Origin of the sequence: Pseudomonas fluvialis, from assembly GCF_002234375.1 — a bacterium.
In the GTDB taxonomy this organism is placed as follows: Bacteria; Pseudomonadota; Gammaproteobacteria; order Pseudomonadales; family Pseudomonadaceae; genus Aquipseudomonas; species Aquipseudomonas fluvialis.
Map to the genome: position 1 here is coordinate 21,637 of NZ_NMQV01000039.1, position 18,523 is coordinate 40,159.

An 18,523-nucleotide genomic window follows, 5' to 3' on the forward strand; every position below is an offset into this window, starting at 1 on the left:
CTGATCCGGAGGATCCATGATCGTTCGTCCCGTCCGTAGCGCCGATCTTCCCGCGCTGCTCGAGCTGGCCAGCAGCACAGGTGCCGGCCTGACTACGCTGCCGGCCAATACCGAGCGCCTGCAGCACCGCATCAGCTGGGCCGAGCGCGCCTTTCGGGGCGAGGCCGAGCGGGCCGACGCCGACTACCTGTTCGTGCTTGAGGCCGATGACGGTCGGGTGGTGGGTATTTCCGCGATCGCCGGGGCGGTGGGCAAGCGCGAGCCCTGGTTCAACTACCGTATAGGCCTGACGGTCAGCGCTTCGCAGGAGCTGGGGATTCATCGGGAAATTCCCACGCTGTTCCTCGCCAATGACCTGACCGGTAACTCGGAGCTGTGTTCGTTGTTCCTGCAGAGCGAGCAACGCAATGGCTGCAATGGCCGCCTGCTGTCCAAGGCACGTCTGCTGTTCATCGCCGAGTTCCGCGAGCTGTTTGCCGATAAGGTGATTGCCGAAATGCGCGGCAATTCCGATGACAAGGGGCGTTCGCCGTTCTGGGAAAGCCTGGGCCGGCACTTTTTCAAGATGGATTTCTCCCGCGCCGATTACCTGACCGGGCTGGGCAACAAGTCCTTCGTCGCCGAGTTGATGCCCAAGTTTCCGCTCTATACCTGTTTTCTCTCCGCGGAGGCGCGCGCCACCCTGGGACGTGTGCATCCGGATACCGAACCGGCATTGGCCATGCTGCAGGCCGAAGGCTTCCGTTACCAGGGTTATGTCGACATCTTCGATGCGGGGCCGGCCATCGAGGCGGAGACCGACAAGATTCGTGCGGTACGTGATAGCCAGACCTTGTTGCTGGCCATCGGTACGCCGGGTGACGAGGCTATCCCGTATCTGATTCATAACCGCAAGCGCGAGGAGTGCCGGATCACCGCAGCCGCGGCTCGCCAGGCGGCGGGTACCCTGGTGGTTGATGCGCAGACCGCGCGGCGCCTGCAGTTGTGTGCGGGCTGCCAGGTGCGTGCTGTACCGCTTTCGGCACGTGGAGACAGGACATGACGACGCACTACATCGATGGTCAGTGGCTGGTCGGGCAGGGCGAACCCTTAGATTCGCTCAACCCGCTCACCCAGGAAGCCGTGTGGCGTGGTCAGGCGGCCTCTGCCGTGCAGGTCGAGCAGGCCGTCGCCGCTGCCCGTGCAGCTTTCCCGGCATGGGCGCGCCGCCCGCTGGGGGAACGTATTGCCGTTCTCGAACAGTTCGCCGCCACACTCAGGGCGCACAGTGACGAGTTGGCCCGCACCATCGGCGAGGAGACCGGCAAGCCGCTCTGGGAATCCGCCACCGAGGTGACCAGCATGGTCAACAAGGTCGCCATCTCCATTCAAAGCTACCGCGAACGTACCGGTGAGAAGAGCGGCCCGCTGGGCGACGCCACGGCCATGCTGCGCCACAAGCCGCATGGCGTGGTGGCGGTGTTCGGCCCGTATAATTTCCCCGGCCACTTGCCCAACGGCCACATCGTGCCGGCGTTGCTGGCCGGCAACGTGGTCCTGTTCAAACCCAGCGAGCTGACCCCCAAGGTTGCCGAGCTGACCGTGAAGTGCTGGATCGAGGCCGGCCTGCCGGCCGGTGTGCTCAATTTGTTGCAAGGCGCCCGCGAAACCGGCGTGGCCCTGGCCGCCAGTGCCGGCATCGACGGCCTGTTCTTCACCGGCTCGAGCCGCACCGGCAACTTGCTGCACGCCCAGTTCGCCGGTCGCCCGGAGAAGATCCTGGCGTTGGAAATGGGGGGCAACAACCCGCTGCTGGTGGACGAGGTCAAGGACATCGATGCCGCCGTTTACACCATCATCCAGTCCGCTTTCATCTCCGCCGGCCAGCGCTGCACCTGTGCGCGGCGCCTGCTGGTGCCGCTCGGCGAGTGGGGCGATGCCCTGCTGGCGCGTCTGGTAGCGGTCAGTTCAACGATCAAGGTTGGCGCCTTCGACGAGCAGCCGGCGCCGTTCATGGGCTCGGTGATTTCCCTGGTTGCCGCCGAACATCTGCTCAAGGCCCAGCGTCACCTGATCGACAAGGGCGCCGAGGTGTTGCTGGAGATGATCCAGCCAGTGCCGAATGCCGCGCTGCTGACCCCCGGTATTCTCGACGTGACCCAGGTCGCCGAGCGCAGCGACGAGGAGTTTTTCGGTCCGCTGCTACAGGTGATCCGCTATGACGGCTTCGATGCCGCCATCGTTGAGGCCAACAATACCCGTTACGGCCTGGCGGCCGGCCTGCTCTCGGATGCCGCCGAGCGCTACCAGCAGTTCCTCATCGAGAGCCGTGCCGGCATCGTCAACTGGAACAAACCGCTGACCGGGGCGGCCAGCAGTGCGCCGTTTGGCGGGGTGGGGGCCTCGGGTAATCACCGGCCGAGCGCCTACTATGCCGCCGACTATTGCGCCTATCCGGTGGCATCGCTGGAAAGTGCCACGCTGTGCCTGCCGGCCAGCCTGACCCCGGGAGTGAACCTCTGATGCCTGCCTACGAGATGAACTTCGACGGCCTGGTCGGGCCGACCCATAACTACGGTGGCCTGTCCTACGGCAATGTCGCCTCGCAGAACAACAGTCAGACGCTATCCAGTCCTCGTCAGGCCGCCAAGCAGGGCCTGGCGAAGATGAAGGCACTGATGGACATGGGCTTCAAGCAGGGGGTGTTCGCCCCGCAGGAGCGCCCGGATGTGGCTACCCTGCGTCGTCTGGGGTTCACGGGTAGCGACGCGGCCGTGATCAACCAGGCGGCGAAGCAGGCGCTGCCGCTGCTTGCTGCGGTCAGTTCGGCATCCTGCATGTGGACAGCCAACGCCTGTACGGTCAGCCCCAGTGCCGATACCGCCGACGGCCGGGTGCACTTCACCGCGGCCAATCTCAACTGCAAGTTCCATCGCAGCATCGAACATCCGACAACCAGCCGCATACTGCGCGCCATGTTTGCTGATTCGCGCTATTTTGCCCACCACGCTGCGCTGCCCGATACCAGTCAGTTTGCTGACGAGGGCGCTGCCAACCATACCCGCCTGTGTCGTGACTATGGTGAGCCCGGCGTGGAGTTCTTTGTCTTTGGGCGCAGCGCCTTCGATGCGCGCTACCCGGCACCGCAGCGTTATCCGGCGCGGCAGACCCTGGAGGCCAGCCAGGCGATTGCCCGTCTGCATGGTCTGGATGAGGCTGGCGTGGTGTATGCCCAACAAAATCCGGCGGTGATCGATCAGGGCGTGTTCCACAACGATGTGATTGCGGTGGGGAATGGCCCGGTGCTGTTTTATCACCAGCAGGCTTTCCTCGACAGTCCGCGGGTGCTGGCCGAGTTGGCAGACAAGCTGGCCCGGCGTGGTGCTGAGTTGCAGGCGATCTGCGTGCCAGAGGCGCTGGTCGGCGTGGAAGACGCCGTGCGCTCCTACCTGTTCAACAGCCAGTTGCTCAGCCGGGCCGACGGCGGCATGTTGTTGATCGTGCCGGAAGAGTGTCGCTACAACGAGCGGGTCTGGCAGTATCTCAACACACTGACCAGCTCGTCGGGAGCAATCCGCGAAGTGCAGGTGTTCGACCTCAAGCAGAGTATGCAGAACGGCGGAGGACCTGCCTGCCTGCGCCTGCGTGTGGCCTTGCGCGAGGAGGAGTTGGGCGCGGTCAATCCGGCCGTGATCATGACGCCCGAGCTGTTCACGACGCTGAATGACTGGGTTGATCGCCATTATCGAGACCAGCTCAGCGAAGCGGATCTGACCGATCCGCAGTTGCTTGTCGAAAGTCGCAACGCCTTGGATGAACTGACGCAGATCCTTAAACTGGGTTCGGTCTATCCTTTCCAAATCAACTGACTTATCTCGCCTGGCCGAAGCGTAATGAGCCGCTGCTCGCCCGCTTTGCTGGTGCAACGCCCGGAGCCTGTTTATGAGCCTGCAACTGATTCTTGAAGATACCGACGGCACCCAGCTGGAAACCTCCTGCAGCCGCTTCGCCGTGGTCTGGCAGGGCCGGGAAGTGTGGATCCAGCCGGTGGGTGATCAGTTACTGATCGGTGTGGATGTGGAGGAAGGCGATACCGAGTACGCCAACCTGTTGCTGCGCCCACAGGCCACCAATCTGGTCAGCCTGCAACTGGAAATGGAAGCGATCGACGCTGACGACGCAGGTGACCATGTGCATGGGCCGGACTGCAACCACTGAGGGAGACTGCCTATGCTCGCCCTGGGCCGCCTGCTTGAACTGACCCTGGCCGGTCGCGAACCGACGGAAAAAATCCAGCTGCTGGGCGAACATGTGCGCCTGCATTGGCTCGACGAAGGCGTGCTGGAAGTTAGTCTGGTGGGTGCTCAGGATTGTGGTCTGGACCTGGTGCTGTCGGCAGGTATCCATGGCAACGAAACGGCGCCGATCGAATTGCTTGACGAGTTGCTGCAGGCTATCGCACGGGGTGACCTGCAACCACGGGCCCGGCTGCTGGTGGTGTTCGGTAACCCCGAAGCCATGCGACGTGGCGAGCGTTTCGTCGAGCAGGACCTCAACCGGCTGTTTGCTGGGCGACATGCCGAACAGGTGGGGTTCGAGGCGATGCGTGCCAACGACCTGGAACACCACCTGAGTAATTTCTTCAGTCGCCCCGGGCGGCAGCGTTTGCACTACGACCTGCACACCGCTATCCGCGGTTCAAAGATCGAGCAGTTTGCCCTGCAACCTTATGCCGTGGGGCGCTCACCCTGCCCGCAGCAACTGGCGCGCCTGGCGCAAGCCGGTATCGCCGCAGTCCTGCTGCAAGACAAGCCAGGCATTACCTTCAGTGCCTTTAGCTATGCCCATTTGCAGGCCGAGGCCTTTACCCTGGAACTGGGTAGGGCACGCCCGTTTGGGCGTAACCAGCAGGTCGATCTACAGGCTCTGCGGCAGTCCCTCTGGCAATTGATCGAAGGTAGCGAAACACCGACTGATCCGGCTGCGCTCGAGCGTCTGCAGTTGTTCCGGGTGTCGCGTGAGTTGATCAAGCACAGCGATGCCTTCCGCCTGCACTTGCCTGATACGGTGGAAAACTTCTCTGAATTGGCGCAGGGCAGCCTGCTGGCGGAGGATATCGCCGGAAGCCGCTGGCTGGTCGAGGAAGCGCAGGCACGCATCATTTTCCCCAATCCGCGTGTGGCCAATGGCTTGCGTGCCGGTTTGCTGGTGGTGCCGACCACCCTGGATGCCTGGCCTGGATAGCTTTTTTCTATCCAAAATCGCGGAACACAGGCTGTCCAGGCGATGCGGGGCCGATATAATGCGACCCTTTGCCGGCGTTTGCCGTGCTGTCGTTTGCCTGGATGAAATCAATGAAAAGCGCAGAAATCCGTGAAGCCTTCCTCCGCTTCTTCGAAGAGAAGGGGCACACCCGCGTCGCCTCCAGTTCGCTGATCCCGGCGAACGACCCGACCCTGCTGTTCACCAACGCCGGCATGAACCAGTTCAAGGACTGCTTCCTCGGTCTGGAAAAGCGCGCCTACACCCGCGCCACCACCAGCCAGAAATGCGTACGTGCCGGCGGCAAGCACAACGACCTGGAAAACGTCGGCTACACCGCGCGTCACCACACGTTTTTCGAGATGCTGGGTAACTTCAGCTTCGGCGACTATTTCAAGCGCGATGCCATTACTTACGCCTGGGAGTTCCTGACCAGCGACAAATGGCTGAACCTGCCCAAGGAAAAGCTCTGGGTCACCGTCTACGCCAGCGACGACGAGGCCTATGACATCTGGACCCAGGAAGTCGGCATCCCGGCCGAGCGCATGGTGCGCATCGGTGACAACAAGGGCGCGCCTTACGCCTCCGACAACTTCTGGGCGATGGGCGACACTGGCCCGTGCGGCCCGTGCACCGAGATCTTCTTCGATCACGGCGAGCACATCTGGGGCGGCCCGCCCGGATCAAAGGAAGAAGACGGCGACCGCTACATCGAGATCTGGAACAACGTGTTCATGCAGTTCAACCGTACCGCGGACGGCGTGCTGCACCCGCTGCCGGCGCCGAGCGTGGACACCGGCATGGGCCTGGAGCGCATCAGCGCCGTGCTGCAGCACGTCAACTCGAACTACGAGATCGACCTGTTCCAGAGCCTGCTGAATGCCGCGGCCAAGGCCATCGGCTGCGCCAACGAAGGCCAGGCTTCGCTGAAAGTCGTTGCCGACCACATCCGCTCCTGCGGTTTCCTGATCGCCGACGGCGTGACCCCGTCCAATGAAGGCCGTGGCTACGTGCTGCGCCGCATCATCCGCCGCGCCTGCCGTCACGGCAACAAGCTGGGCGCCAAGGGCAGCTTCTTCTACCAGATCGTCGCCGCGCTGGTGGCCGAGATGGGTGAAGCCTTCCCCGAACTGAAACAGCAGCAGGCGCATATCGAACGCGTGCTGAAGACCGAAGAAGAACAGTTCGCCAAGACCCTGGAGCAGGGCCTGAAGATCCTCGAGCAGGACCTGGCCGAGCTCAAGGGCAGCGTCATTCCCGGCGACGTGGTGTTCAAGCTGTATGACACCTACGGCTTCCCGGTCGACCTGACCGGCGACATCGCCCGCGAGCGCGAGCTGAGCCTCGACGAGGAAGGCTTCGAGCGCGAGATGCAGGCCCAGCGCGAGCGCGCCCGTTCTGCCAGCGCCTTCGGCATGGACTACAACAGCCTGGTCAAGGTCGACAGCGACACCGTCTTCCTCGGCTACCAGGGCACCAGCGGCAGCGGCAAGATCGTCGCCCTGTTCAAGGCCGGCGCCGCCGTCGACAGCCTCGCCGAGGGCGAGGAGGGCGTGGTGGTGCTCGACCAGACCCCGTTCTACGCCGAGTCCGGCGGCCAGGTCGGTGATTGCGGTTACCTTGAGAGTGCCGGTGTGCGCTTCGATGTGCGCGATACCACCAAGGCTGGCGGCGCCTTCCTGCACCACGGCGTGGTGGCCAAGGGTGGCCTGTCCGTCGGCACGGCGCTGCAGGCCGAGGTCGACGCCTCGGTACGCCAGGCCACCGCGCTGAACCACTCGGCCACCCACCTGCTGCACGCCGCGCTGCGCCAGGTGCTCGGCGAGCACGTGCAGCAGAAGGGCTCGCTGGTCGATAGCCAGCGCCTGCGCTTTGACTTCAGCCACTTCGAGGCGATCAAGCCTGAGCAGCTGAAGCAGCTGGAAGAGCTGGTCAACGCCGAGATTCGCAAGAACTCCGCGGTCGAGACCGAAGAAACCGACATCGAAACCGCCAAGGCCAAGGGCGCCATGGCGCTGTTCGGCGAGAAGTACGGCGATGACGTGCGCGTGCTGACCATGGGTGGCGGCTTCTCCGTCGAGCTGTGCGGCGGTACCCACGTGTCGCGTACCGGCGACATCGGCCTGTTCAAGATCACCAGCGAGGGCGGCGTGGCCGCCGGCGTGCGTCGTATCGAAGGCGTCACCGGCGCCGCGGCGCTAGCCTGGCTGAACGGCGCGGAAGAGCAGCTGAAAGAGGCCGCCGCGCTGGTCAAGGGCAGTCGCGACAATGTGCTGGATAAGCTGGGCGCGCTGGTTGAACGCAACCGCCAGTTGGAAAAAGAACTGGAGCAGCTCAAGGCCAAGGCCGCCAGTGCCGCCGGCAACGACCTGGCCGGCTCGGCCGTGGACATCAAGGGTGTCAAGGTGCTGGCCGCGCGTCTCGACGGCCTGGATGGCAAGGCCCTGCTGGCACTGGTCGACCAGTTGAAGAACAAGCTGGGCTCGGCGGTCATCCTGCTCGGTGGCGTGCTGGACGACAAGGTCGTACTGGTCGCGGGTGTTACCCAGAACCTGACCGGCAGTCTGAAGGCCGGTGAGCTGATGAAACAGGCGGCGGCAGCTGTGGGCGGCAAGGGCGGCGGCCGGCCGGACATGGCTCAGGGTGGCGGTACCGACCTGGCCGCCGTCGAGGCGGCTTTGGCGTTAGCCCAGCCTTTTGTTGAACAAAGACTCTGAGGCTGTCAGGCGTGCCCGGGCGATACGCTGCGGGCCTTGGCAGTCATCCTGCTTGCATGTTTAATGGGTGCCCTAGACGGGCTTAGGCGGCTTTGAAATGGCTTTGATCGTACAGAAATTTGGTGGGACTTCGGTCGGCAGTGTCGAGCGAATCCAGCAGGTGGCCGAAAAGGTCAAGAAGTTCCGCGAGCGCGGTGATGATGTGGTTGTTGTGGTCTCGGCGATGAGTGGTGAGACCAATCGTCTGATCGATCTGGCCAAACAGATCAGTGGTGATCAGCCGGTGGCGCGTGAGCTGGATGTGATGGTGTCCACCGGGGAACAGGTGACCATTGCTCTGTTGGCCATGGCGCTGATCAAGTGCGGCGTTCCGGCAGTGTCCTATACCGGTGCGCAGGTGCGCATCCTCACCGACAGTGCATTCAACAAAGCACGTATCCTGCACATTGACGAGCAGAACATCCGTGCCGATCTGAACGCTGGCAAGGTCGTGGTGGTCGCCGGCTTCCAGGGTGTGGATGAGCAGGGCAATATCACCACCCTCGGGCGGGGCGGCTCGGACACCACGGGTGTCGCCCTGGCTGCAGCGCTCAAGGCCGATGAATGCCAGATCTATACCGATGTGGATGGTGTCTATACCACAGACCCGCGGGTAGTCCCGCAGGCACGTCGACTGGAAAAGATTACCTTCGAAGAGATGCTGGAAATGGCCAGTCTCGGTTCCAAGGTGCTACAGATCCGCTCGGTGGAGTTCGCCGGCAAATACAACGTCCCGCTGCGCGTCCTGCACAGCTTCCAGGAGGGTCCGGGCACCCTCATTACCCTTGATGAAGAGGAATCCATGGAACAGCCGATCATCTCCGGCATCGCTTTCAACCGCGACGAAGCCAAGCTGACTATCCGTGGCGTACCCGATACCCCCGGCGTGGCTTTCAAGATTCTTGGCCCGATCAGCGCAGCCAACATCGAAGTGGACATGATCGTGCAGAACGTTTCGCACGATAACACCACCGACTTTACCTTCACGGTGCATCGCAACGATTACCAGAATGCGCTGGCGGTGCTGGAAAACACCGCCCGTGAGATCGGTGCGCGTGAAGTCAGTGGCGATACCAAGATCACCAAGGTATCGATCGTCGGCGTTGGCATGCGCTCGCACGCGGGTGTGGCCAGTCGTATGTTCGAAGCGCTGGCCAAGGAGAGCATCAACATCCAGATGATTTCCACATCCGAGATCAAGGTATCGGTGGTCATTGAAGAGAAGTACCTGGAGTTGGCTGTGCGTGCCTTGCACACCGCTTTCGAACTGGATGCCTCCGCCCGACAGGGTGCCTGAGGCGGTACAGCAAAGGCGCGGGCGAAGATCCGCGCCTTTTTCGTTGCTCGGCCCTTGGCAAGGCTGTTCTTTTTGCCGGGCTGGTCAATACTGGGGGGAGGGTGCAATCATGACGAGCGTGCCTGCCACACCCTTTTTATTTTCTGCAGATTGTTGTCCTGAACTGAAATCCGTGAGGAGAAAGGAATGCTGATTCTGACTCGCCGGGTCGGAGAGACCCTGATGGTTGGTGATGATGTAACCGTAACCGTGCTGGGTGTGAAAGGTAACCAGGTACGTATCGGTGTGAATGCGCCGAAGGAAGTGGCTGTGCACCGTGAGGAAATCTACCAGCGTATCCAGAAAGAAAAAGACGACGAACCAAACCACTAATTTTTCTCGAAATTTTGGTTTGCAAACGGGGAAAACATGAGTATCATGCGCCCCGTGTTGCGGAGAGGTGGCCGAGTGGCCGAAGGCGCTCCCCTGCTAAGGGAGTACACCTCAAAAGGGTGTCGGGGGTTCGAATCCCCCCTTCTCCGCCATATTTAGTGTTGTAGGTTGTAAGCGCTAAGTCGTTGAATTGATTGAATTTAAAGACTTGATAAAGCCTTGGATAAGCCTATAATGCAGCGTACACGGACTCATAGCTCAGCTGGATAGAGTACTCGGCTACGAACCGAGCGGTCGGAGGTTCGAATCCTCCTGAGTCCGCCAAATACGGCAACCCTGCATGGCAGGTTAGTCGGGCACCAGAGGTGATCTGGTATAAAAGCACCACACGGACTCATAGCTCAGCTGGATAGAGTACTCGGCTACGAACCGAGCGGTCGGAGGTTCGAATCCTCCTGAGTCCGCCATATCAAAGGGCCTGCAGCAATGCAGGCCCTTTTTCATTGTCCCGGCAAAAGCCGCTGCTTCTTGGGAGCGCTTGGTCATGACCCTGCAACCCGGTATCTATCAGCATTACAAGGGCGCCCGCTATCGCGTGCTGGGCCTGGCGCGTCACTCCGAGAGCGAGGAATGGCTGGTGGTTTATCAGGCACTCTATGGAGAGCGGGGCATGTGGGTGCGGCCGCTGACGATGTTTTGCGAGACGGTCGAGGTTGAGGGGGGCAGTTGCCCGCGCTTTGCGTTGATCGAAGCAGCCGATGCACCGTTGATATGGCCGGGCGCTTGACCTCGGGACGAGCACCACTATATATAGCGGTGCCTTGCATCCAGGCAGCCTGCCAGTCGACCATTGCGCCGTGAGCTTGTAGCCTGTCGCGCAACCCGGTTGTTCTTCTTTTCGTTTAGGAATCTTCCATCCCATGGGCAAATCGCTGGTCATCGTGGAATCCCCGGCCAAGGCCAAGACTATCAACAAGTACTTGGGCAACCAGTACGTGGTGAAGTCGAGCATCGGCCACATCCGTGACCTGCCCACCAGTGGTTCGGCCGCAACCAAAGAGCCGGTCAAGCGAGGCAAGGCGGCTGCCGAGGGAGTCGTGTTGAGCCCCAAGGAGAAAGCCAAACGGCAGTTGTTTGCGCGTATGGGGGTTGATCCCGAGCACGGCTGGAAGGCGCATTACGAGATCCTGCCCGGCAAGGAAAAGGTCATCGACGAACTGCGTCGCCTGGCCAAGGATGCCGATACCATTTATCTCGCAACCGACTTGGATCGCGAAGGGGAAGCCATTGCCTGGCACCTGCGCGAAGCCATTGGTGGTGATGACAGCCGCTACAAACGCGTGGTGTTCAACGAAATCACCAAGAAGGCTATCCAGGAAGCCTTCTCCCAGCCCGGCGAACTGGACATCAACCGGGTCAACGCCCAGCAGGCGCGACGTTTCCTTGATCGCGTGGTGGGCTATATGGTTTCGCCGCTGCTGTGGGCCAAGATCGCCCGTGGCCTATCCGCTGGTCGTGTACAGTCGGTAGCGGTGAAGCTGGTGGTCGAGCGCGAGAAAGAGATTCGCGCCTTCGTTCCGGAAGAGTACTGGGAGGTGCACGCCGATCTCGGTACGGCGAAGAACGCCAATGTGCGCTTCGAGGTGGTGCGCGAGCACGGCGAAGCCTTCAAGCCGATCAACGAAGCCCAGGCCATGGCTGCGCTGGAAAAGCTTAAGGCGTCCGCCTACCGCATTGCCAAGCGTGAGGACCGGCCGACCAGCAGCAAGCCGTCTGCTCCTTACATCACCTCGACCTTGCAGCAGGCGGCAAGCAATCGTCTTGGTTTCGGTGTGAAAAAGACCATGATGATGGCCCAGCGTCTCTATGAGGCCGGCTATATCACTTATATGCGTACCGATTCGACCAACCTCTCGGCCGATGCCGTGGAGATGGTGCGCGGCTTCATCGAGAGCGAATACGGCAAGAAGTACCTGCCGGCCAAGCCGAATGTCTATTCGAGCAAGGAGGGCGCCCAGGAGGCGCACGAAGCGATTCGTCCGTCTGACGTCAACCTGCGCCCTACGCAGATTTCCGGCATGGAGCGTGACGCGGAGCGTCTCTACGAGTTGATCTGGCGCCAGTTCGTCGCCTGTCAGATGCCGCCAGCCGAATACCTGTCGACCAGCGTCACGGTCGCCGCTGGCGCCTTCGAACTGCGCGCCAAGGGACGTATCCTCAAGTTTGATGGCTATACCAGGGCGCAGCCGCAGCAGAGCAAGCCGGGTGAAGATGACGTGTTGCCGGAGATGAGCGAGGGCGAGGCACTCAAGCTGCTCAAACTCGACCCCAGTCAGCACTTCACCAAGCCCCCTGCGCGCTTTTCCGAAGCCAGCCTGGTCAAGGAACTGGAAAAGCGTGGCATAGGTCGCCCCTCTACCTATGCAGCAATCATTTCCACGATCCAGGAACGTGGTTACGTGACGGTGCATAACCGCCGTTTCTACGCGGAAAAAATGGGTGACATCGTTACTGAGCGCCTTAGCGAAAGCTTTGCCAACCTGATGGATTATGGTTTCACGGCAGGCATGGAGGAGCAGTTGGATGGTGTGGCACAAGGTGCCAGCGACTGGAAGCAACTGCTTGACCAGTTCTATGCCGATTTCCGCAAGAAGCTGGAGGCCGCCGAGTCGGCAGAACAGGGCATGCGTGCCAACCAGCCGACGCTTACCGATATTGCTTGTCGCGATTGCGGCCGGCCAATGATGATTAGGACCGCTTCCACCGGTGTGTTCCTGGGCTGTTCGGGCTACGCGTTGCCACCCAAGGAGCGCTGCAAGGCGACCATCAACCTGGTGCCCGGTGACGAAATTGCCGCAGATGACGAGGGCGAGTCCGAGTCACGGGTGTTGCTGGGTAAGCATCGTTGCCCGATCTGCAGTACTGCGATGGATGCCTATCTGCTGGATGAAACCCGCAAGTTGCATGTCTGCGGCAACAACCCGGACTGCGCGGGTTATGAGATCGAGCAGGGGCAGTATCGCATCAAGGGCTATGAAGGGCCGAGCCTGGAGTGTGACAAGTGCGGCAGCCAGATGCAGCTCAAGACCGGCCGTTTCGGCAAGTTCTTCGGTTGCACCAATGCCAGCTGCAAGAATACTCGCAAATTGTTGAAGAACGGCGAGGCAGCTCCCCCCAAGTGCGAGCCGATTCGTATGCCCGAGCTGCGCTGCGAGAAGGTCGACGATACCTATGTGTTGCGTGATGGTGCTTCCGGCTTGTTCTTGGCCGCCAGTCAGTTCCCCAAGAAGCGTGAGACGCGCGCTCCTCTGGTCATCGAGCTGTTGCCTCACGCCGATGAACTGGACAGCAAGTACCATTTCCTCCTGCAGGCGCCGCAGCGCGATCCTGATGGGCGTCCGGCGGTGATTCGCTTCAGTCGCAAGACCAAGGAGCAGTACGTGCAGAGCGAGCAGGACGGCAAGCCGACAGGTTGGCGTGCATTCTACGATAATGGTCGCTGGGTCGTTGAAGACAAGCGCTAGGGCGTATTCGAGGAGGCGTGATCATGGCTTACGAGCCGTATACCCGCACCAATCAGAAGTTGCATTTCTGTGGTCTGGCCTTGGAGAACTGGCTGCGGGCCGAGCGTGACAGCAGCTTTGCTTCTGCTGCGCAGATCCAGGCTGAGCGTGAGGCCGCGTTATTCCACCTGCACGGCGCGCTGCTTGCGTTGTGCCACGAGATTGCCCATAGCTATCGCCTGCCGGATGCCAGTTGGCCTGCCCTGGAGCATTTTCTCGACGAACATTACCTGAGTCGCTCGCCTTGTCCTGAGCTGTCCGAACTGTTTGAGCTGAGTCGTCAGTCCGACAGTTGGCTGGCGGGCGCTTGCGCAGCCTATCGTCTACTCCTGTTGCCACCCCAGGCGCCGCGCAAGATCAAGCAGGATGCCACCCTGGCATTGATTCAGGCGGTCAATCTCGATGAGCAGGAAGACGAGCCGCCGCTGTCCCGCGAAACTATTCAGCAGTGGCGTGGCCAGTTGAAAGCGCTGGTTTTGCGTTTTCGCGACAGCCTGACGGAAATCTGAGGCTGGCTGGGGTTTGCCGGGCGAGTGCTGATACAATGCTCGGCCTTTTGCGGAGAGCGCCTGGATGTCTACGTCATTTCTGGAAATCGTCGAGTTGCCTGATGGGCGTATCGTGCTGCGTCGCGCCGAAGATGAAGTGACGTTGGTAACTCTGGATTTTTCTGCAGATGCACGCGCCTTTCTGCAGGGGCAGCATATCGAAGTCGCCAAGGCGATGTTCAATGTGGGTGTGCAGATGGCGGGTCGCCTGGCCGAGGGCGAAGGCGAGTGGCATAGCGAGGACGAAGGGCCGCGCGTACTGCACTAAAGGGCTGCTGGGGCGGAATTTACCGTTCCGCCCGTCTCGCCGGGTTAGCGACGGATTACCCCGACGCTGAGCCCTTCGATGCTCAGGGATTGCTGACTCAGGTCGACCTTGATGGGCTGGAATTCCGGGTTTTCCGCCAACAGCCAGACCAGATTGCCTTCGCGCTTGAAGCGCTTGACCGTTACTTCGTCATCGATACGGGCGACGACCACCTGGCCGTTACGCACATCCTGAGTACGGTGTACGGCCAGCAGGTCGCCGTCGAGAATGCCAATATCCTTCATGCTCATGCCACTTACACGTAACAGATAGTCGGCCCTCGGGTGGAAAAACTCCGGGCTGATGCGGCAGGATTCTTCAATGTTCTGTTGCGCAAGAATGGGTGCTCCGGCGGCCACTCGACCGATGACCGGCAGGCTCTGTTCGTCGCGCTCCTCGCTTTCAAAGCCAGGAATGCGGATGCCCCGCGAAGCGCCCGGAATCATTTCGATGGCGCCCTTGCGGGCCAGGGCCTTGAGGTGTTCCTCCGCAGCGTTGGGTGACTTGAAGCCTAGATGCTGGGCAATTTCCGCGCGGGTAGGTGGGTAGCCGCTGTCTTCTAGGTAGCGTTTGACGAAATCAAGGATTTCGCTTTGCCGGGGGGTTAGCTTGATCATGGCGGCCTCTGTTTTTTTATACAGTGGCTGTGATTATATCCAGTACCCTTGCCAGAACAAGCCTGTAGCGGTTATTTAGCGCTAGCTGGAAGTGGCGCACGGGTCATGGCTTGACAAGCCAGTCGCCTGAAACGTATGTTTCAAACAAGTGTTTGTCAGGCGTGGACTCATGGCTCAGTCGGAAACTGTAGAACGTATCCTGGATGCAGCGGAACAGCTGTTTGCCGAAAAGGGGTTTGCAGAGACTTCGCTGCGCCTGATTACCAGCAAGGCAGGTGTCAATCTGGCAGCTGTCAACTATCACTTCGGTTCGAAGAAGGCGCTGATCCAGGCGGTCTTCTCGCGATTCCTCGGGCCTTTCTGCATCAGCCTGGAGCGTGAGTTGGATCGGCGCATGGCCAATCCGGATAACAAACCACAACTGGAAGCCCTTCTGGAGCTGCTGGTCGAGCAGGCGTTGGCCGTCAAGCCGCGCAGTGGCAACGACCTGGCCATCTTCATGCGTCTGCTGGGGCTGGCGTTCAGTCAGAGCCAGGGGCACCTGCGCAAGTACCTCGAAGAAGTCTACGGCAAGGTCTTCCGTCGCTACATGCTGCTGGTGCATGAGGCGGCACCGCGTATTCCACCCCTGGAGCTATTCTGGCGGGTGCATTTTATGTTGGGTGCTGCAGCATTCAGCATGTCCGGGATCAAGGCCTTGCGCGCCATGTCCGAGGCTGATTTCGGAGTCAACACCTCGCTGGAGCAGGTGATGAGTCTGATGGTGCCTTTCCTGGCCGCCGGCATGCGTGCAGAGGCTGCACTCAACGACCCCCAGCTGGCTGCAGCGGTGCTGCGTCCGCGCAAGCCGCAGCCTGCTGCGAAAGGCTGAGCAAGCCCGAGGTAAAGCGGTAGGCTTGCTGATGCCCTTGGGCTAAGCTTGGCGCCATGCTTGCTCTTGACCTGCTGCACATCTCTCTCGCCGATCAAATACTCTATGGCTTCATGGACGGGCGCCTTTGCGTGCGCCTGCCGGTGTCCACCGGGCGAGCCGGTGCGGGGGAACGCAATGGCTCCGGCTGCACCCCGCGAGGCTGGCATCAGGTGCGTGCACGTATCGGTGACGGCCTGCCGCTGGGGGCGGTGTTGCGTGGCAGGCGCTGGACTGGCGAGGTATACAGTGCCGAGCTGCAGGCCGCTCACCCCGAGCGGGACTGGATTCTCACGCGGATTCTCTGGCTCAGTGGCTGTCAACCGGGCTACAACCGCTTGGGCAGCGTGGATACCTTCCGTCGCTATATCTACATCCATGGCACTCCGGACAGCGAGCCGCTCGGCGTGGCGCTGTCACATGGCTGTGTGCGGATGAACAACGCTCAGTTGGTCTGGTTGTTCGAACGGGTGCCTGCCCACTGTCGGGTATTGATCGACGAGGCCGCTTGCCCGCAATGGGCCGGCAGGTGGCTGATGGCTGACGAGGATATGAAATGAGTGAAACCCTGCAGGGCGCGTTGATGCTGGATATCGCCGGAACCTGGCTGTGTGCCGAGGATCGGCAGATTCTTCGCCAGCCCGAAGTAGGTGGTGTGATTCTGTTTGCCCGGAATATCGAAACGCCGTGCCAGGTACGTGAGTTGTGCGCAGCAATTCGTCGTCTGCGCCCGGACGTGCTGCTGGCGGTTGATCAGGAAGGTGGGCGCGTGCAGCGTCTGCGCCGTGGTTTTCAACGTTTGCCGTCGATGGCCTCGTTTGCCAGCCTGGCCCAGGCTGAGCAGCTGGCAGAGGATTGCGGCTGGCTGATGGCCAGTGAAGTACTGGCAGCCGGGCTGGATCTGAGTTTTGCGCCGGTACTGGACTTGCAACATGGGCGCAGCGCAGTGATTGGTGAGCGTGCCTTCAGTGGCGATGCCGAGCAAGCGATTACCCTGGCCGGCGCCTTTATCCGCGGCATGCATGCGGCAGGTATGGCGGCAACCGGCAAACATTTTCCCGGGCATGGCTGGGCCGAGGCCGACTCCCATGTGGCGATGCCGCGGGATGAACGTAGCCTTGCCGAGATTCGCCGCGTCGACCTGCAACCTTTTGCCCGCCTGGCCGGGGTACTGGATGCCGTCATGCCGGCGCATGTCATCTATCCTCAGGTAGACGAGCAGCCGGCCGGTTTCTCGCGGCGCTGGCTGCAGGACGTATTACGCGGCGAACTGGGCTTTACCGGCGTGTTGTTCAGCGATGACTTGTCGATGACTGGCGCGCAGGTGGCAGGCGATGCCGGGCAGCGTATCGAGGCGGCGCTGCGCGCCGGCTGCGATATGGGCCTGGTATGCAATGATCGTGGTGCTGCCGAGTGTGCCCTGCAGCGCCTACAGCATTTACGCCTGCACACGCCGACACGCTTGGCGCATATGCGCCGCCGGGCTTTCATGGGCCCGGCCTATAAGGAACATCCCCGCTGGCTGGCGGCGCTGGCACGGCTACGTGCTGCTGGCCTGATCGCATAAGGAAACCAGGCAATGACCGTATACGCAATTATTGGTGGCACCGGGCTGGCTCAGCTTGACGGGCTGGAGATTCGTGAGGCGGTATATGTGGAGACGCCCTACGGCGCGCCGTCCGCCGACGTACTGCGCGGCGTTTATGCGGGTGAGGAGGTGCTGTTCCTGGCACGCCATGGTCAGCCGCATCGTATTCCGCCGCACCAGGTAAATTACCGCGCCAACCTGTGGGCGCTGCGTCAGCTTGGCGCACGCGCCGTGCTGGCGATCAACGCGGTAGGCGGCATCACTCCCTCCATGACCACGGGGCAACTGGTTGTGCCGCACCAGATCATTGATTACACCCATGGTCGCGCACAGACGCTGTTTGAGGGTGAGCTGGACCATGTGACCCATGTCGACTTCAGTCACCCCTACGACGAAGCCCAGCGCCAGCTGCTGATCGCGGCCTTGCGCGCCTGTGGCTATCCGTTCAGTGAGCGTGCGGTGTATGGCTGTACCCAGGGCCCCCGCCTGGAAACAGCCGCCGAGATCCAGCGCATGGAGCGTGATGGTTGTGACATCGTCGGCATGACCGGTATGCCGGAAACCGTACTGGCGCGTGAGCTCGAATTGCCCTATGCCTGTCTTTCTCTGGTGGTCAATCCGGCTGCCGGCAAAGGTAAGGGGCCGATTACTATGGCGGAGATTGATGCGGCGCTTGGGCAGGGCATGCTCAAGGTGCGACGCGTACTGCAGCAGTTGCTCGGCGCCTGAGGGCTGTCTGGCGTGGGCCGAGGCGTCGCGCTCGGCCTCAAGCCTGTTCAGCGTGCTATAGGCCGCTGATGCGTACCAGCAATCCCAGGCTGGTGTGATCCAGATAATGCAGGCGGCCAACGCGTAGGCGTGCCTGTTGCTGCAGTTGCTGGCTGTTTTGTAGCAGGCCGTTGCTGGCGAACTGGCTGACCCAGAAATGTGCTTGCGCCTGTACCTGATCGTCCGACTGGCGAAGGGTAAGCGTGCCTTGCACCGGATAATGGCCGCCCAGTTGCGCCTTGCCTTCATGGAGCGTCACACGCAGCGGCTGGCTCGACAGCGTCTGTTTCCAGCTCCGTTGCAGGATGACCTGATAATCCCCTTGTTGCGCCAGTTTGTTGAGGGTCTCCTGCATGGGCAGGCTGGCCGGGCTTGGCGTGATGCTCTGGCCACCTGCGGCCCAATCATCCGGCGGTAACTGGCTGCTGGGAATGACCTCGCCAGCCTGGCGGAACAGGATCAGTTCGACCAGATACAGCGGTTCGGCCAGGGCGGCCGGGCACAGCAGGCTGAGTAGCAGGAGCAGGGCAGGGCGTCGTAACATGATGCATGTGTC

The 18,523-nt window shown here is 61.4% G+C and carries 18 protein-coding genes and 3 tRNA genes; 19 read left to right on the top strand and 2 right to left on the bottom strand.

The genetic code is table 11. The annotated features are described in order from the left end of the window. The first annotated feature begins 16 nt into the window (after positions 1 to 16). The 15 genes from astA to CFY91_RS15055 all read left to right on the top strand — a co-directional run bounded on the left by astA (position 17) and on the right by CFY91_RS15055 (position 14,045). The gene (astA, locus tag CFY91_RS14985; RefSeq protein ID WP_093987195.1) at positions 17 to 1,042 is read left to right on the top strand and encodes an arginine N-succinyltransferase; all 1,026 of its coding nucleotides are present in this window, start codon (positions 17 to 19) and stop codon (positions 1,040 to 1,042) included. Continuing rightward, positions 1,039 to 2,502, top strand: coding sequence for a succinylglutamate-semialdehyde dehydrogenase (astD, locus tag CFY91_RS14990; protein WP_093987196.1), 1,464 nt, complete (start codon positions 1,039 to 1,041; stop codon positions 2,500 to 2,502). The genes astA and astD overlap by 4 nt, the downstream gene beginning before the upstream one ends. Continuing rightward, positions 2,502 to 3,848, top strand: a complete 1,347-nt coding sequence (gene astB, locus CFY91_RS14995) for an N-succinylarginine dihydrolase (protein WP_093987197.1) — start codon at positions 2,502 to 2,504, stop codon at positions 3,846 to 3,848. The genes astD and astB overlap by 1 nt, the downstream gene beginning before the upstream one ends. A gap of 73 nt (positions 3,849 to 3,921) precedes the next feature. Then, a complete protein-coding gene (locus CFY91_RS15000) occupies positions 3,922 to 4,197 on the top strand; it encodes a topoisomerase II (RefSeq protein WP_371870529.1) in 276 nt (91 codons plus the stop codon). 12 nt (positions 4,198 to 4,209) lie between these two features. Next, positions 4,210 to 5,223 (top strand): succinylglutamate desuccinylase, encoded by a 1,014-nt coding sequence (gene astE, locus CFY91_RS15005; protein WP_093987199.1) that lies wholly within the window; start codon positions 4,210 to 4,212, stop codon positions 5,221 to 5,223. A gap of 110 nt (positions 5,224 to 5,333) precedes the next feature. After that, positions 5,334 to 7,958, top strand: coding sequence for an alanine--tRNA ligase (alaS, locus tag CFY91_RS15010; protein WP_093987200.1), 2,625 nt, complete (start codon positions 5,334 to 5,336; stop codon positions 7,956 to 7,958). A gap of 97 nt (positions 7,959 to 8,055) precedes the next feature. Then, the gene (locus tag CFY91_RS15015; protein WP_093987201.1) at positions 8,056 to 9,294 is read left to right on the top strand and encodes an aspartate kinase; all 1,239 of its coding nucleotides are present in this window, start codon (positions 8,056 to 8,058) and stop codon (positions 9,292 to 9,294) included. A gap of 186 nt (positions 9,295 to 9,480) precedes the next feature. Continuing rightward, positions 9,481 to 9,666: a carbon storage regulator CsrA gene (csrA, locus tag CFY91_RS15020; protein ID WP_093987202.1), complete on the top strand. Its 186-nt coding sequence runs from the start codon at positions 9,481 to 9,483 to the stop codon at positions 9,664 to 9,666. A gap of 61 nt (positions 9,667 to 9,727) precedes the next feature. Then, positions 9,728 to 9,818: transfer RNA gene (locus tag CFY91_RS15025), tRNA-Ser, on the top strand. A 95-nt stretch (positions 9,819 to 9,913) separates the two neighbouring features. Beyond that, positions 9,914 to 9,990 (top strand) — tRNA-Arg (locus CFY91_RS15030). 66 nt (positions 9,991 to 10,056) lie between these two features. After that, a tRNA-Arg gene (locus tag CFY91_RS15035) sits at positions 10,057 to 10,133 on the top strand. 77 nt (positions 10,134 to 10,210) lie between these two features. Continuing rightward, positions 10,211 to 10,453 (top strand): DUF1653 domain-containing protein, encoded by a 243-nt coding sequence (locus CFY91_RS15040; protein WP_093987203.1) that lies wholly within the window; start codon positions 10,211 to 10,213, stop codon positions 10,451 to 10,453. Positions 10,454 to 10,586: 133 nt separating this feature from the next. Further along, positions 10,587 to 13,190 carry a type I DNA topoisomerase gene (topA, locus tag CFY91_RS15045; RefSeq protein WP_093987204.1) on the top strand — a complete coding sequence of 868 codons (2,604 nt, stop codon included), beginning with the start codon at positions 10,587 to 10,589 and terminating at the stop codon, positions 13,188 to 13,190. 23 nt (positions 13,191 to 13,213) lie between these two features. Next, positions 13,214 to 13,738 (top strand): DUF6586 family protein, encoded by a 525-nt coding sequence (locus CFY91_RS15050; protein WP_093987205.1) that lies wholly within the window; start codon positions 13,214 to 13,216, stop codon positions 13,736 to 13,738. Positions 13,739 to 13,802: 64 nt separating this feature from the next. Beyond that, positions 13,803 to 14,045: a hypothetical protein gene (locus tag CFY91_RS15055; RefSeq protein ID WP_093987206.1), complete on the top strand. Its 243-nt coding sequence runs from the start codon at positions 13,803 to 13,805 to the stop codon at positions 14,043 to 14,045. Positions 14,046 to 14,089: 44 nt separating this feature from the next. On the opposite strand, the gene lexA is transcribed toward CFY91_RS15055, so the two are convergent. Then, entirely contained in the window at positions 14,090 to 14,701 is a 612-nt protein-coding gene (lexA, locus tag CFY91_RS15060) for a transcriptional repressor LexA (protein ID WP_093987207.1), read from the bottom strand. Positions 14,702 to 14,870: 169 nt separating this feature from the next. On the opposite strand from lexA, the gene CFY91_RS15065 reads away from it, so the two are divergent. From CFY91_RS15065 to CFY91_RS15080, 4 genes are read left to right on the top strand one after another with little or no spacing between them, the layout of a single operon-like run. Continuing rightward, on the top strand, positions 14,871 to 15,572 hold the full coding sequence (locus tag CFY91_RS15065) for a TetR/AcrR family transcriptional regulator (protein WP_093987208.1): 702 nt from the start codon (positions 14,871 to 14,873) through the stop codon (positions 15,570 to 15,572). Between the two features lie 56 nt (positions 15,573 to 15,628). Next, positions 15,629 to 16,171 (top strand): L,D-transpeptidase, encoded by a 543-nt coding sequence (locus CFY91_RS15070; protein ID WP_093987209.1) that lies wholly within the window; start codon positions 15,629 to 15,631, stop codon positions 16,169 to 16,171. A gap of 8 nt (positions 16,172 to 16,179) precedes the next feature. Beyond that, positions 16,180 to 17,178, top strand: a complete 999-nt coding sequence (gene nagZ / locus CFY91_RS15075; RefSeq protein ID WP_229727180.1) for a beta-N-acetylhexosaminidase — start codon at positions 16,180 to 16,182, stop codon at positions 17,176 to 17,178. A gap of 12 nt (positions 17,179 to 17,190) precedes the next feature. Continuing rightward, positions 17,191 to 17,928, top strand: a complete 738-nt coding sequence (locus CFY91_RS15080) for an S-methyl-5'-thioinosine phosphorylase (RefSeq protein ID WP_093987210.1) — start codon at positions 17,191 to 17,193, stop codon at positions 17,926 to 17,928. Between the two features lie 55 nt (positions 17,929 to 17,983). On the opposite strand, the gene CFY91_RS15085 is transcribed toward CFY91_RS15080, so the two are convergent. Further along, the gene (locus tag CFY91_RS15085; protein ID WP_093987211.1) at positions 17,984 to 18,511 is read right to left on the bottom strand and encodes a CsiV family protein; all 528 of its coding nucleotides are present in this window, start codon (positions 18,509 to 18,511) and stop codon (positions 17,984 to 17,986) included. Positions 18,512 to 18,523 lie beyond the last annotated feature (12 nt).

Excerpts from the sequence above, each read along its gene's own strand:
- astA (WP_093987195.1), top strand. The coding sequence starts at position 17 with ATGATCGTTCGTCCCGTCCGTAGCGCCGATCTTCCCGCGCTGCTCGAG.
- CFY91_RS15055 (WP_093987206.1), top strand. The coding sequence starts at position 13,803 with ATGTCTACGTCATTTCTGGAAATCGTCGAGTTGCCTGATGGGCGTATC.
- CFY91_RS15070 (WP_093987209.1), top strand. The coding sequence starts at position 15,629 with ATGCTTGCTCTTGACCTGCTGCACATCTCTCTCGCCGATCAAATACTC.
- CFY91_RS15040 (WP_093987203.1), top strand. The coding sequence starts at position 10,211 with ATGACCCTGCAACCCGGTATCTATCAGCATTACAAGGGCGCCCGCTAT.
- CFY91_RS15050 (WP_093987205.1), top strand. The coding sequence starts at position 13,214 with ATGGCTTACGAGCCGTATACCCGCACCAATCAGAAGTTGCATTTCTGT.
- CFY91_RS15085 (WP_093987211.1), bottom strand. The coding sequence starts at position 18,511 with ATGTTACGACGCCCTGCCCTGCTCCTGCTACTCAGCCTGCTGTGCCCG.
- alaS (WP_093987200.1), top strand. The coding sequence starts at position 5,334 with ATGAAAAGCGCAGAAATCCGTGAAGCCTTCCTCCGCTTCTTCGAAGAG.
- topA (WP_093987204.1), top strand. The coding sequence starts at position 10,587 with ATGGGCAAATCGCTGGTCATCGTGGAATCCCCGGCCAAGGCCAAGACT.
- astD (WP_093987196.1), top strand. The coding sequence starts at position 1,039 with ATGACGACGCACTACATCGATGGTCAGTGGCTGGTCGGGCAGGGCGAA.
- CFY91_RS15000 (WP_371870529.1), top strand. The coding sequence starts at position 3,922 with ATGAGCCTGCAACTGATTCTTGAAGATACCGACGGCACCCAGCTGGAA.
- astB (WP_093987197.1), top strand. The coding sequence starts at position 2,502 with ATGCCTGCCTACGAGATGAACTTCGACGGCCTGGTCGGGCCGACCCAT.
- CFY91_RS15080 (WP_093987210.1), top strand. The coding sequence starts at position 17,191 with ATGACCGTATACGCAATTATTGGTGGCACCGGGCTGGCTCAGCTTGAC.
- CFY91_RS15015 (WP_093987201.1), top strand. The coding sequence starts at position 8,056 with ATGGCTTTGATCGTACAGAAATTTGGTGGGACTTCGGTCGGCAGTGTC.
- astE (WP_093987199.1), top strand. The coding sequence starts at position 4,210 with ATGCTCGCCCTGGGCCGCCTGCTTGAACTGACCCTGGCCGGTCGCGAA.
- csrA (WP_093987202.1), top strand. The coding sequence starts at position 9,481 with ATGCTGATTCTGACTCGCCGGGTCGGAGAGACCCTGATGGTTGGTGAT.
- CFY91_RS15065 (WP_093987208.1), top strand. The coding sequence starts at position 14,871 with ATGGCTCAGTCGGAAACTGTAGAACGTATCCTGGATGCAGCGGAACAG.
- lexA (WP_093987207.1), bottom strand. The coding sequence starts at position 14,701 with ATGATCAAGCTAACCCCCCGGCAAAGCGAAATCCTTGATTTCGTCAAA.